Consider the following 14,797-nt stretch of genomic DNA (forward strand, 5'->3'; position numbering starts at 1 on the left):
TAAATTAAAAGGCATAACCTCTTGTTCATTAAGCGGTTATGCCTTTTATTGTGTTTTAGCAGTCTATTTCATGCAAATCACACTCTAATTAAATTTATTAAATTGACTCAATTTCATATTTAATTTTGCTACTTAGCAGTTGATTTCGTTGCAATATGTTTTAAAATTTCATCTGTTAATGCTTTTACACCTGAAGGCTCTAAATGAATACCATCTGGTGCAAAGTACTCGCTATGGCCTTTCGAACGTTGATACCAATCAATCAATGTTACATTATGATGCTTTTTAGCTGCGTCTGACATAACTTGGTTGACATGACCTTCATAGCTTTTTGGTACACGCGTGTTAATCAAATACACATTGGCTTTACCATATTTGCCTATCAGTTCGTCCAGCTGTGCTTCAGAAAAATCTCCATTCGTTCCTAATTCTAAAATCACTTGCTTAGACTTATAATTGTAAGATTTATATTTTTCATCTGTTAATGGTATAGCTTCATATAAATTACGTCCGACTTTACCATCAATGGTTGCATTGGGAACGTGCGTTTTAAAAGTTTCTCCAATATCAACCATAACCGAATCACCAATAAGCAGTGGACTCAAATCAGTATATACCTCATTATCTTTATCTTTTTTAAAATTTGAATCTCCTAAAAAGTTAACATGGTCGACCGGTATGGGTCTAACCATATACTTATCAATTTCTGCTGTATTATATGACGTTGATTTATTATTAATTTGGTCTTTTCCTAAACGATCAAATGTCCCCGCAAAAATAAAAATGGTTGGTAGCAGTATCACGCCTAGTAGTATAGTTCTGATTAATGCGGACTTTTTATATTTATTAATACTTAAGGCCTTGAATCCTTGTTTTCTAAACGGTGTTTCAATGAATCTATATGATATTTCAGCAAAGAAAATAGTCAATAAGATGTCTAGAGCATATACATATAATGGGACTTGGCCTTCAACATAATAGGAATGTAAAAAGCTTATGACTGGGAAATGCCATAAATATAAACTATAAGAGCGTTTACCAATATAAACAAAGAAAGGATTTCCAATTAATTTAGCGAAATACCCCGATGGATGCACTACACTAATGATAACAAATAAAGTGATACCGGAAATAAGGTAAAAACCACCATTATAGATCCAATCACTATTATCATCGACTTTAATGAAAAGTAATAAGAGTATTAAAATCCCTATTGCACCTATACTATCAATAATGAACCTGAGACTAGGATTAGGGTTCTGCTTTAATTTAAATGGCGGCCAAATAAAGGCTAATATAACACCGAGCAACATCGTTTGTAACCTTGTATCTGTTCCAAAATAAACACGAGAATGTTGCATATGTGGTTGAGAAATCCAAACCATTAAAAGTAATGAAATCAGTGAAATAATCCAAAAAATAAGTGTTACATTTCGGTATTTCTTAATTGTTAATAATAATGCTATCAAAACGATTGGAAAAACTATGTAGAATTGCTCTTCAATTGCTAATGACCACAAATGTTTTAATGGCATAAAGGCAAACTGTTCAAAATAATTTACATCAGTTGCAATATACCACCAATTTGATACATAAAAAATGGCTGCAAATGCATCATGCTTTATACTTATAATTTGTTCAGGCTTAAAAATGAGTGTCGCTAAAGTTACTGTAACAACTAATACCAATACGGCCGGTATCAAACGTTTAATTCGCCGTAACCAAAACTGCTTCAAATTGATAATGCCGGTACTTTCATACTCAAACAAAAGTAAACTTGTAATTAAGTAGCCCGAAATCACAAAAAATGTATCTACACCAAGAAACCCACCAGATAACCATTGCTTATTTAAATGATAAATAATAATACCTATAACTGCAATTGCTCTAAGTCCATCTAAACCAGGCATATAACGCGTGTGACGGTTGGTTTGATTACGATTATTAGAATTTCTGTTCATTTACTACCATACTTTCATCTCCGAATATATTACTTTTGCTTTTTAATGTTTTACACCAAGCTATTGTAATACTTTCGTAACATAACTGCAATTATTTTAATGATTTGCACTATAGAAAAATTTTATTTTAAGATTGTCAGCATGCTTTAAATTTTTCAAAAAAATACTAGCCTATAGACCATTATCGATCTTTAAGCTAGTATTTTCAATTACTATTAGTAGCGTTAGCCGATGCCTAATGCAATTTTAGCATAACGAGACATCATGTCTTTACCCCATGGTGGACTCCAAACAATATTCACTTCTGTATCTGCTATTTCTGGAATCTCAGCTAAAACCATTTTAACTTGGTTAACAATTTGTGGTCCCATTGGGCATCCCATAGATGTTAATGTCATTTCAACTGTACATAAACCTTCGTCATTAACATCAACATTATATACTAAACCTAAGTTGACAATATCAATACCTAACTCAGGGTCAATAACCATTTCTAACGCATTTAATATGCTATCTTTTAATCCTTCATCCATTCATATCACCTCTTCGAATTTAATGATACTAACAATATATCAAATATCTTACAAAACGCCAATAAAATGCTATGATATTCAATACATCAATAAAAAACATTAAGGAGAATTAAATGGAATCTTATTTAATTTGTCTAGATCTAGACGGCACGTTATTAACAGATGAAAAAGTAATCTCACCATATACAAAAAACGTTTTAACAACACTACAACAACAAGGTCATAAATTAATGATTGCTACTGGTAGACCTTATAGAGCCAGTCAAATATATTACCATGAATTAAATATGGATACACCGGTTGTTAATTTCAATGGTGCCTTTGTTCATCATCCAAAAGACGATCAGTTTGAGCCAATGCATGAAGTATTGGACTTAGATTTATCTAAAAACATCATTGAATCACTGAATGATTATGGCGTAACAAACATGATTGCTGAAGTTAAAGATTATGTTTTTATTAATAATTACGATCAAAAATTATTCGATGGGTTCTCTATGGGAAATCCAAAAGTTGAAACAGGCGATTTACTTAACTCATTAACTGAGTCTCCAACATCGATTTTAGTTGAAGCAGAAGAATTTATGATTCCTAGAGTCAAACAAATGCTCACACGTTTTTACGCTGAAAATATTGAACATCGTCGATGGGGTTCACCATTCCCAGTAATAGAAATTGTTAAGCAAGGTATTAGCAAAGCACGTGGGATTGATTATGTGAAATCATATTTAAATATTGATAGAAATCATATCATTGCTTTTGGAGACGAAGATAACGATTTGGAAATGATTAAATATGCGAAACACGGTATCGCGATGGACAATGGTTTAGATGAACTTAAACACGTTGCAAATCAAACTACATATTCTAATAATGAGGATGGCATTGGACGTTATTTAAACGACTATTTCCAATTAAATATGCCTTATGAAGAATCAGTAAAATCTAGTATAGAATCATAGATAGATACTTAAGGAGGCTTTTCATTATGAATAAAATTGTAGTAGTAGGTGCAGTTGCAGGTGGTGCAACGGTAGCCAGTCAAATTAGAAGACTTGATCAAGAAAGCGAAATTGTTGTCTTTGAAAAAGATAGAGATATGAGTTTTGCTAATTGTGCCCTGCCTTATTATTTAGGTAACGTGGTAGATTCGCGCAATAAGGTGCTTGAAGCAACACCTGAATCATTTTATGAAGCTAAAAATATTGTTGTCAAACCTTGTCACAAAGTAACATCAATCAATGACACAGAGAATACAATTACTGTCTATGATCGTATACAGGATACGTATTTTGAGACACATTATGATACTTTAATATTAAGTCCTGGCTGTAGTGCCAATTCATTAAATTTAGATAGTCCTATTGCGTTTACATTAAGAAACATGGAAGATACAGATGCAATTGAAACATTCATCAAAGAAAATCAAGTTAAAAACGCACTTGTCGTAGGTACTGGATATATCGGTCTTGAAATTTTAGATAATCTATATGAAAGAGGTATCTCCCCTACACTCATCCATCGTTCAACACATATTAATAAACTAATGGATCAAGACATGAATCAAGCAATCCTCGATGAAATGGATAAGAGAGATATTCATTATAGATTCAACGAAGAAATTTCAAAAGTTGTGGGCAATGCAGTGCATTTTGAATCTGGTAAAGTTGAAAATTATGACCTAATTATCGAAGGCGTTGGTGTTAAACCAAACTCAGAATTTATAAAAAATTCAAACGTTACTTTAGATGATAAAGGCTATATTCCAGTAAACGACCAATTTCAAACGAACATTCCAAATATTTATGCACTAGGTGATATCATTACGTCCCATTATCGCCATGTTGATTTAAATGCACACGTTCCTTTAGCTTGGGGTGCACATCGTGGTGCTAGTGTCATCGCCGAACAATTAGCTGGTGATCACAAGATACACTTTAAAGGTTATTTAGGCTCAAATATCGTAAAATTCTTCGATTATACATTTGCTAGTGTCGGTGTATCACCGAAAGAGCTTTCAAATTTTGATTATGCAATGGTCGAAGCAAATCAAGGTGAACATGCCGGTTATTACCCAGGAAATACCAAGCTGCACTTACGCGTTTACTTTGATAAGACAAATCGACGTATCATTCGTGCTGCAGCAGTAGGTATGAAAGGTGTCGACAAACGTATTGATGTACTATCAATGGCTATGATGCATAAACTCACTATCGATGAATTAGTTGAATTTGAAGTAGCTTATGCACCACCATACAGTAGACCCAAAGATATTATTAATATGATAGGTTATAAAGCACGAAATAAATAACTATATAAATAAAAGCCGTACATTTCCTAATGGAATTGTACGGCTTTTATTATTGTTATACACTTACGTTTATAAACCAAACATTTGCGTAATTGGACCCATAGGTAAAATAATACCTATAATCATCGTTAAGATGATTACTACAATCGTCGTCCACATTAAGCCATGACTAGGTTGCCCTTTTTTACGTTTAGTAATTGTTACTTCCATTAATGCAACTACAGCCACACCACATATCATTTTCAATGTAAGTAACATGTGCCCACCAGCAGCTCCTGATGAAAATGATTGAATCCAAACCCAAAATCCAGAAATTAAGACTAATAGCATAAATAGTCTTAATAGCATATGAATTGGTTTGAAATATGGTGATGCACCTTGTTTTTCTGAAAAATTAAAATAAGCAGCAAAGAACAAGATGATTAATAAAACCCAACTAGCAATATGCATATGTAACATACTTGATTACCCCCACACAATTTTTACTTCAAAAATATATAAAACAGAAGTATGTTGTCCCCTTTTAACTTTGAAGTCAAAAGATTACATCTCTTATCATACTCAATATAACTGTACAATTCAAAAAAACTACATTACTAATTTACAAAAAAATAAAACTGGTTAACCCGCCATGGATTAACCAGTTAACAATAATCAATGATTATTTATCTGCAATAAAGTTAGTTAACGTACCAATATTATCTATTGTTACCTTAATTTCATCACCAGGTTGTAAGAATTGCGGTGGATTCATACCTGCACCAACACCCGCTGGTGTGCCAGTCGCAATAATATCTCCTGGATGTAATGCTACATATTTTGAAATTTCTTCGATTAATTCATCAATTTTAAGAATCATTTGACCTGTATTGCCATCTTGACGAATATCATTGTTAACTTTGGTTACAATATTGACATCTTCTGGCGTAGGTAATTCATCTTTTGTTACAATATATGGTCCTACAGGGCAACCCCCTGTTAAACTTTTAGATAAGAATGCTTGGTCCTGTGCATTTTGAGCTTTACGGTCTGTTATATCATTAATAATTGTATAACCATAAACATAATCTAAAGCGAGACCTTTAGGTATTTTCTCACCAGATTTGCCAATGACAATACCAAGCTCACCTTCATAGTCTAGTTGATCCGTAATATCTTTATGATTTGGTATCGTGCTATTATCACCAGTTAATGACGAAGCAGCTTTAGTAAAAACATACAAACGTTGTACTTCGTGATTTAACTCATTCGCATGATCTTGATAATTACGTCCAAAGGCAATTACATTATTAGTTGGCGTGACTGGTGGTAAAAATTCAATGTCGCTAAACTGAACTTTGTAATCTTCACCTTTACCACTGTCTTCCGCTGCAACAACCGCTTTACGAACTTGTTCTTGAAAATCTACGACTTGATTTTGTTGAAGACCATTTAATAACGTTTTAGGGTGAAATGAACCTTCAGCAAAATCTGCAAATACTTTCTTCAAGTCCCATGCAGCTTCTTCACGTTTTACTTTCACACCATATGATGTCTGTCCTTCATGTCTGAATGATAGGAATTTCATTCATTATCAGCTCCTCATCTATATCTTATTTCATATTATAACTATATTTACCACTAAATAACAAATATATAACTAGTATAAGCCAAAAATTCAGACCTTTTACCTAAACTAAAACGATTACTTCAAATATGTGACTTTTCGCCATAACCATTCTATTGGACCTTTACTGAATTTTTTCAAATAAAAATAGCAACCAATGACTTGTAAGCTATAAAAAATGATAACAATGAGATAGGATTGATATAATGGCAACTTGTTATATAACCCTAAGCCAAAGCCCATAAAAATAAATGTAAACATGATACTTTGAGTAATATAAACCGATAAGCTCAATTTACCGGGATACTTAAATATACGCATGATTTGTGCACCATGAACACTTTGACATAAATATACTATGAGTATAATATACCCTGCAGATACAATCGGGCCACCTACAGCATTGATAACAGCGAATGAACCATTATCATAATCAATAGCAAAAGGCATTTTAATACAATAGCCTAAAATAGCTATTAAACTCCCCCATTTCAAAAAGGATGAGCTTTTTGTTCGAATAAGTTCAATTAAATTCATCTTATATGCAGCAATACCGAAAAGGGCATAAGGTAAAAATTCCAGAAATGCAGATCCCATTAAAATATCCAACATACTATATAGATTCTCAAGAACGTTCAACTTTAAAAATGAATCATAGTGTCCATTCTGTTTAACATCGATAAATTGTTGCAGAGATATACCTAGATAGTTATTTTTCTCATAAACACCTTGCGTATAATTTAAAATGGCAAAAGGCACCACAAAGATAAGGATTTTAAACACAAATAAAATACTAGCTATTTTAATTAGCTTTTGGGCTTTCATTTTAATAAACAGTACTGCGAATAGCCCTGTAAATGCATAACCAAATAGGATATCACCTGAAAAGATAAACATACCGTGAATTACACCGATGACTAATAAAAAGCTAAGTCTTCTGTAGATCATTGGATAAAATCGAACTTTTCTGATTCGACTATGCTCAAACATCATACCAAGTCCATACCCAAATAAAAAAGTGAATATCGGATAAAATGAACCTATAACAAACAGTGTAATCAAATGGAGTAATACAGCATTAAAGCCTTTTACTGTCTGAGACATTGAAGCCATCTCGTACGGAAGACTAAAAACTAAAATATTCATTAAAATAATGCCGAAAAGACTTATTCCTCGCAAAGCATCTAATTCAAACATTCTTTGTTTCACAGGCACGTGTAACGCTCCTTTTTATCCTTCTATAGATAACTGACCAAATTTAAAGAAATACAAGAATCCTTTCACATCGGTCTTCAATATTGTTTCTAATGTATTACGATAATGATTCATTTGAACCTTATAGCGTTCTCTCAATTGAGCACCAATCTCTTCATCTGACATATTTCTTCGTCTATTAAAGGCATCCGTCTTATAATCTACAAAATAATATTGTCCCTCTTTCACAAATATAAGGTCAATCATCCCTTGAATAATTGAAGCATCTTCTTCACTATGCTTGTTATGGTCAACCTCATTTTGATTAACAACAAATGGCAACTCGCGATATATTTCGTCACTTTCAGCAATTAATTGATACAAGTCACTTGCTATAAAATTGTAGATATCATCAAATCGGATATCTTGTTTGGCATCTTCAGGAATAATATGTTGCGCTATCAGATGATCTACGAGACGGTTTACATCTTCTTCGGTTAATCTATCCTTATTAAAAGGTAAGTGTTGCATAACTGTATGCATTAATGTACCTATTTCATTCGCTTTTCTTTGCTTACTACGGCTTAAAAATGCCGGTCTCTCATATGAAGTAGAACCAATACGATATTGTCTAACTCTATCATAGTTCGTATCTGATTGTTCCGTCTCATGCTGACGCTTCAACTCCGAAACCGATTGCTTTGAGGGCTTTTCTATAGCTGATTGATATGGATATTCATAGCTTAATTGATTATGAATTTGAGCTTGAAGTGCTTCATTTTTCGAATGATTCATTTCTATATCTGCTACCGTGCGCTGTTCGCTTACATCAGTGACTGTTTCTGACGCAATATCTTCATAAAAATCAGTGTTTAATTGTACATATGGTCGCATGGCTTGATCAACGTCCTCTATCGTCTGTTCAAAGCGCAACTCATTTGGCAATGATGAAGACTGGTATTTGGCTAGTATTGGATAAATCATATCAATCGGTCGTTGTGCTGTTATGCGATAACTCACCGGTAAATGGGATTCCGATACGGATACTTGTTCAAACTGTGAAAGTGTTTTTTCATCTTTAACTCTACCAATTAAAAAAAGTTGTTCTTTTGCTCGTGTTAAAGCAACATAAATGAGTCGCATTTCTTCTGAAACCATCTCTTTTTCAGCAATCGCTTTATATGTCACTGAAGATAACGACGGATAAGATAAATTACTTTCAACATCATAATACGCCATACCTAAACCATAACTCTGATTTAATATAACCGGCCGATGTAAATCATCACGTCTAAACTTACGAGAAAGCCCAGAATATATAACAAATGGAAACTCTAGCCCTTTACTGCTATGAATTGTCATCATTCTAACAACATCATCGTTCGGTCCGACTATATTCTCTTCACCAAAATCTTTACCACGTTCAATAAGTTCATCAATAAAACGAATAAATTGATACAATCCACGAAAACTTGAGTTTTCAAATTCGACCGCTTTGTTAAATAATCCATATAAATTCGCACGACGACCTTTACCACCAATAATGCCGCTAAAGTACTGTATGACGTAGTGATCATTATAAAATTTATCGATGAGTTGATAAACTGGATGACTTTGACTATAGTCTTGATATTGTTCGATATCTTCAAGGAATGACGCAAGTTTAGCTACTAATTTTTTATTAGCTACATCATTGGCCATGTAATGCTTTATCGATTGATAAAAGTAATCATCGTTTGGGCTAAATACACGTATATTAGATAACTCATCCTCAGTAAATTGATAAATAACAGAGCGCATGAGACCGACTAAATAAATATCTTGTAAAGGATTATCTATAGTTCTTAAAAACGATAAAATCAATTGCACCTCAGTTTGTTCAAAATAGCCTTCCTTGCTGTTCACATGAAATGGGATATTATGATCCTTAAATGCTTGTTGAATTTTACGCGCTTGTCCATATGATCTTTCTAAAATCACAATATCTTTATAGCTCGGTTTTCGATATTGTTCCGTTTTAATATCATAAATTTCATGTTGCGACATTATTTTTTCAACTTGCTGTACAATATATTCTGCCTCTTGTTCTGACCCATTTAAGTCTGATGATGCATCTTCAATTAACATATTCAACTGTACATCATGTGGTTTATGATCAAACGGCGCCCCATAATATAACTGTGCTGCATCGTCGTAAACAATTTCTCCAACTGCCTCGTCCATCATATGCTTAAATAAATAATTCGTCGTTGTTAATACTTCTTCCCTTGATCGAAAGTTCTGAGACAAATCTATACGCATACCATGTTCAGACCCATCGAGCGTAAAACGATTATATTTCCCTATAAAAAGACTTGGGTCTGCTTGTCTAAATTTATAAATAGACTGTTTCACATCACCAACCATAAACAAATTACCATCCGCTTCGTCGCCACGTTTAATACATGCAATGATTTTTTCTTGCACACGATTGGTGTCTTGATATTCATCTACAAGGATTTCCTCAAATTGCTTGCGATACATATCCGCAATTTCTGACGGATTACCGTTTGAATCCATTAAAATACGCAAGGCAAAATGTTCATAATCAGAAAAATCCAGTAAGTTACGACTTCGTTTTTTCTGATTAAATTGTTCAATCACATCTGCTGTAACTTGCGCTAAATAAGCGACTCTTGGCGCTAAACGTTGCATATCAGTTTTTAAGTCAGCGGCTTCACGTGAAAAATAATCTTCTTGAACTTTACTCACTAACGCTTTGTAATCATCATAATGCTTTTTACCATCATCATAAGCATCGATCATCATTTCATTAGCTTCTTTTATCTTTTTATTTTTTGCAGGAAAACGTGATTCAAATTGATGTTCAGCAATTTTCTGTGTATTTAACAAGCCACCTTCCATCGCTTCTGCTAAGAAACGGCGTTCTTTATCTAATACAGCGACTTGTTTATCTACTTCTTCCAACATCATAAATAAATCGTAACTCTTATTGAGTGCCTCTAACGCAGAATTCATAAATATCATCGCTAAATCATTAAGCAAATTGAATAATGTTTCTTGCTGTGATTCATCTTCGTATGGTGTTGACAAATGTTGTAGCCAATTTAATGGATTTGGGTTAGCAACACTAAAGTAATACATTTCTTTAATGGTATTCCTTAATTGATCATCATTACGGTCAGATGATAATTGCTCTGTTAAATCAATAAAATGAGGATCCAATATATCATAATGACGTTCTAGCACTTCATCGATTGTTTGCTCTAGTAATAATATATTTTCCGCTTCACTGCTTGTTCTAAAATTAGGATCAATATCTAAGACATCATAATGTTGTTGAATGAGTTTCAAGCAAAAGCTATGTAATGTAGATATCTGTGCTTGATGTATTTTGACACGTTGATTTTTCAAATGTGCATTGTCCGGATTTTCAATTGAAGCTTCTTGAATGCGTTGATCTACACGTTGTTTCATTTCACGTGCACTTGCATTTGTAAAAGTAACCACAAGCAATTTATCAACATCAATTTCATCTCTGATAATGCGTTGAATGATGCGTTCAACAAGTACTGCTGTTTTACCCGAACCGGCTGCAGCTGCAACAAGAATATCCTGGCCTTTGGCATAGATACTCTTCCATTGGTTATCAGTCCATCGTGTCCCTGTTGGTTTCACTGGAATGGCATTCATCATTACTCACCCTCACTTTCTAAATCTACATCTTGGATTGCTTCAAGCGGATTGATTGATTCGTCAACTGTACGATATCGTTTACTATCAATCATGCCATCTACATGACAGACTGATTTATAATTACAAAAATCACATGGTAATGTTTGATTATATTTCATTGGTGCAACTTCGGTATGACCATCCATAATATTTGACGCTGTTTCAATAAAGTTCTGTTTATTATGTTTAATTAATTTATAAATTGTCTGTTCATCGGCAACTTTACTATTACTTTTAATTCCGCCATCCTTTTTCAAACCTAATGGTACAATATCGGAATTGTAACTTGGTTCTAATCGTGTATCAAACGCATCTAAGACAGATGTGGCACTATTTAATAAACCACTGAGTTTAAACGAATTAATAAATTCGGTGTCTCTTTTATCTTCACTTAATTGATTCCAAGCTAATTTAATACGTGGTTCATGTACGTGAAAATATAGTAGACCTCCTGGTTTAGTCATATCTGTTAAACCAAGTCTTGATTTATTTTGCAGAACAATATCCATATAAGTCATCATTTGCATTTGCAAGCCATAATATACTTTAGTTAAATCTAGTGTACCACTGTACTTAGATGACTTATAATCTATAATATTTACAAAACTTTCATCGCCTTGTTGGTATGTGTCGATACGGTCGATTTGACCGCGAATATTGATTGGTATACCTTGTTTCGTTTGCAATGGTGTTGCTAATAACTCACTTTGATCTTTAGGTTTTCTTCTAAAGCTAGCTTCAAAACGTTGTGGTGTAAACTTAGTATGACTTCCTTGGTATTTAAGTGCAGTCAATGTCGTCTCAACAATGGCACCAATGCGTTGCGACAAATAGCGATAATACGCCGTTGAATTAAGTAAATTAAATTGAACTTCTGGTAATATTTCACTCAATGCTTCTGTCGTTAGCTTGTGTATTTGTTTTGGATTTAAATTCTTAAAATCACCATTTACTTTTTCTGAAATGAATTTTAAAACCCGATGAAATATGTCGCCTAAGTCAAAATTTTCTAGTTTATATTTTGTACGTTCATTAAGTCTTAAACCATGAGAAGCAAAATGTTTAAATGGGCACGCCTGATATCCTTCAAAACGAGACACACTTGCATTAATGGTTGAGCCATATAATGCTTTGGATAATGATGGATTGAGTTGAACTGTCTGATTATCGTATGTTAAAGCAGAAAGTAAATAGGTTAAACCATCATTTAAGCGCGTATCATTTCTCATCACTTGATACGTATCTAACCAAGTTTCAGCTACCAATTCATCATCTAGCCATGCCTTCAAAGATTCAAAAAGCGCAATCTTAGTTTGATGAGGATGTTCCATTAACCTTAAAGGCTCTGCTTGATGTTGATGATGAATATTTTGTACTTCTAGATTTGTATACAATTGCTGAATTTGATGTAAGAATGGACTCGGCTCTTTCACATCACCACTCGCTCCCATCAATGCATATGAAAATGTGACATGCGCACGACTTCTTGTCATAGCAATATAACAAACAAATGCTTCATCCATTTGTAAAATATCAGCTGTGGGACTTAATTCGATTGATGACTGCTCTTGGAAATACTTTTTCTCTTCATCTGTAATTAAACTAGATGCAGTCACCGTTTGTGGCAACACGCCATCATTAGCCCCTACAAGGTAAACATGTTGTTTATTATCCACTTTCGCTAAATCCATAGTTCCAATACTCACTTGGTCTAATGTCTGAGGAATCATAATAAATTCTAGTTGTTCTAATCCAATATCAAAGAGTTCTAAGAAGCGCGTTTTTGACATGCTTTGATCATCAAATACTGTCACTAAATCATCTAGTATTTGTATAAGACCATTCCATATTTGATCTATCTCTTCGGCTTTTTTATGTTCACCATTAACGTCTAATGTATCTCTATCTGTCATTAATTGACTTGGCAAATCAAATGCTTCCATCGCTTCATAAAATGCAGTCGCAAAAGCGATCGCTGTGCTAGCATTATTTATTTTCTCCTCAAATAACATGACTTTTTTCATTACGTCATTTTTTAATTGAATGACACGCTCAAAGGTTTCGCGTTCTTCATCTGTTAATGGCTGGCGTTTCAAACCCATTTTTCTAAATTGTTCTATATCAAAGTATTTGTCGTCTATCCAACGCTTGCCATATATACCGCGCTCTAATACAAAGTTCTCTAATATATCAATAAGATATTGGCTATCTTTAAATTTTTTAGTTAAAATATTTGTTTTAAACAAACGCATTAATGGATCAAATTGCCATCCAGTTTGGATAACTTCTATAAGTGAACGTATCATTTCCATTATTGGATGATGCGTCATAGATGACTTCACATCTATGTTGTATGGTATATCGTACTGTGGCAATATAGATTCCATTAAATAAGCATATGATTCGTCTCTATATAAAATAGCAATATCTTGGAAACGACGACCTTGTTCACGATTTTCTCTTAAGATACGTCGCGCAACTTCGTTAATTTCTTCACGCATGCCAGAAGCTTCTAGAATTTCAACATTACCTTCTGTTGGAATAGGCTCAAACTGTAATGCATTGAAATTTTGTTCCAAGTGTTTCAAGTCGTTGTGTATGAATCGCTGCACATCCAAAAACTGTCTGCTATGTAATTGTATATTTAAATTATTCGCAATTTCTTCTATATGCGTCAATGATTCAGAGGGTTTTCTAAACAAACTAAAAAGATCTCTATCACCATCAGTCGTTAATACAATCGTCACCTTTTTCGCATATTTTACTAAACTTTGTATGATTTGATACTCTAATGTTGAAAAGTTGTGGAAACCGTCTATATAAATTTCTGCGCGTTTAAGCCACTCAGATTGGTCCATCATTTCTATAAACCGCTGCAAACTATCCTCTGTTGATACATATTCACCATTGATTCTATCTTCTAAGTGTTTGTATACCAATGCTATATCTTGTAATTTATGCTTTGTTCTCGTTTGTAAATTATTTTCCGCAATATACGTTTCTAATTGTTGTGGCGATACCGCATATTTTTTAAAATCCTGTATTTGTTCATATAGTTTCTCGCTAAAACCATAATATTTTACCTGTGATTGATATAACCTTAATTCAGACTGATGTTGTTGTATGATGTCATATATCATCATTTCTGTTCCTGCTTTTGATAATTGTTGTTCCATCAATCCGCCGACTTCTTGAAATACACGATAGCTCAAACGTTCAAAGTGCAATACCTCTGTTCTCAAACTACCATTTAATGTTTTGTCGTTTACAAATGCTTGTTCAAGTTGAAACGTATTTTGCGTAGGCGCAATTAATACTATCGGATCTCCTAATGGATCTTGTTTCATTTTTTCTTTAATTTCTTCAATAATCGCTTTTGATTTCCCAGTACCTGCTCTACCGATATACGCATTTAATTCCATTATCTACGCCAACTCCTTTGACTCACATTTTAACA

Annotated in this window: 9 protein-coding genes; 2 read left to right on the forward strand and 7 right to left on the reverse strand. The window is 33.4% G+C overall.

Translation table 11 applies throughout. The features are described 5' to 3' along the window. Positions 1-128: 128 nt before the first annotated feature. The gene (locus tag SSP_RS09050) at positions 129-1,961 is read right to left on the reverse strand and encodes an acyltransferase family protein (RefSeq protein WP_011303497.1); all 1,833 of its coding nucleotides are present in this window, start codon (positions 1,959-1,961) and stop codon (positions 129-131) included. Positions 1,962-2,185: 224 nt separating this feature from the next. Further along, positions 2,186-2,494 (reverse strand): metal-sulfur cluster assembly factor, encoded by a 309-nt coding sequence (locus SSP_RS09055; RefSeq protein ID WP_002483779.1) that lies wholly within the window; start codon positions 2,492-2,494, stop codon positions 2,186-2,188. 113 nt (positions 2,495-2,607) lie between these two features. On the opposite strand from SSP_RS09055, the gene SSP_RS09060 reads away from it, so the two are divergent. Then, positions 2,608-3,456: a Cof-type HAD-IIB family hydrolase gene (locus SSP_RS09060; protein WP_011303498.1), complete on the forward strand. Its 849-nt coding sequence runs from the start codon at positions 2,608-2,610 to the stop codon at positions 3,454-3,456. 26 nt (positions 3,457-3,482) lie between these two features. Beyond that, complete coding sequence (locus SSP_RS09065; RefSeq protein ID WP_011303499.1) at positions 3,483-4,805, forward strand: CoA-disulfide reductase; 1,323 nt, start codon at positions 3,483-3,485, stop codon at positions 4,803-4,805. 69 nt (positions 4,806-4,874) lie between these two features. On the opposite strand, the gene SSP_RS09070 is transcribed toward SSP_RS09065, so the two are convergent. The 5 genes from SSP_RS09070 to addB all read right to left on the reverse strand — a co-directional run bounded on the left by SSP_RS09070 (position 4,875) and on the right by addB (position 14,762). Further along, complete coding sequence (locus tag SSP_RS09070) at positions 4,875-5,264, reverse strand: YisL family protein (protein WP_011303500.1); 390 nt, start codon at positions 5,262-5,264, stop codon at positions 4,875-4,877. Positions 5,265-5,466: 202 nt separating this feature from the next. Then, entirely contained in the window at positions 5,467-6,372 is a 906-nt protein-coding gene (locus SSP_RS09075) for a fumarylacetoacetate hydrolase family protein (protein WP_011303501.1), read from the reverse strand. Positions 6,373-6,489: 117 nt separating this feature from the next. After that, positions 6,490-7,626 (reverse strand): DUF418 domain-containing protein, encoded by a 1,137-nt coding sequence (locus SSP_RS09080; RefSeq protein ID WP_011303502.1) that lies wholly within the window; start codon positions 7,624-7,626, stop codon positions 6,490-6,492. A gap of 15 nt (positions 7,627-7,641) precedes the next feature. After that, positions 7,642-11,301, reverse strand: coding sequence for a helicase-exonuclease AddAB subunit AddA (gene addA / locus SSP_RS09085; RefSeq protein ID WP_011303503.1), 3,660 nt, complete (start codon positions 11,299-11,301; stop codon positions 7,642-7,644). Beyond that, positions 11,301-14,762: a helicase-exonuclease AddAB subunit AddB gene (gene addB, locus SSP_RS09090; RefSeq protein ID WP_011303504.1), complete on the reverse strand. Its 3,462-nt coding sequence runs from the start codon at positions 14,760-14,762 to the stop codon at positions 11,301-11,303. The genes addA and addB overlap by 1 nt, the downstream gene beginning before the upstream one ends. Positions 14,763-14,797: the final 35 nt, after the last annotated feature.

The organism is Staphylococcus saprophyticus subsp. saprophyticus ATCC 15305 = NCTC 7292 (assembly GCF_000010125.1).
In the GTDB taxonomy this organism is placed as follows: Bacteria; Bacillota; Bacilli; order Staphylococcales; family Staphylococcaceae; genus Staphylococcus; species Staphylococcus saprophyticus.

What these genes read in the sequence shown, in the direction of transcription:
- SSP_RS09065 (WP_011303499.1), top strand. Translation starts at nt 3,483, where the DNA reads ATGAATAAAATTGTAGTAGTAGGTGCAGTTGCAGGTGGTGCAACGGTA.
- addA (WP_011303503.1), bottom strand. Translation starts at nt 11,301, where the DNA reads ATGATGAATGCCATTCCAGTGAAACCAACAGGGACACGATGGACTGAT.
- addB (WP_011303504.1), bottom strand. Translation starts at nt 14,762, where the DNA reads ATGGAATTAAATGCGTATATCGGTAGAGCAGGTACTGGGAAATCAAAA.
- SSP_RS09060 (WP_011303498.1), top strand. Translation starts at nt 2,608, where the DNA reads ATGGAATCTTATTTAATTTGTCTAGATCTAGACGGCACGTTATTAACA.
- SSP_RS09075 (WP_011303501.1), bottom strand. Translation starts at nt 6,372, where the DNA reads ATGAAATTCCTATCATTCAGACATGAAGGACAGACATCATATGGTGTG.
- SSP_RS09050 (WP_011303497.1), bottom strand. Translation starts at nt 1,961, where the DNA reads ATGAACAGAAATTCTAATAATCGTAATCAAACCAACCGTCACACGCGT.
- SSP_RS09055 (WP_002483779.1), bottom strand. Translation starts at nt 2,494, where the DNA reads ATGGATGAAGGATTAAAAGATAGCATATTAAATGCGTTAGAAATGGTT.
- SSP_RS09070 (WP_011303500.1), bottom strand. Translation starts at nt 5,264, where the DNA reads ATGTTACATATGCATATTGCTAGTTGGGTTTTATTAATCATCTTGTTC.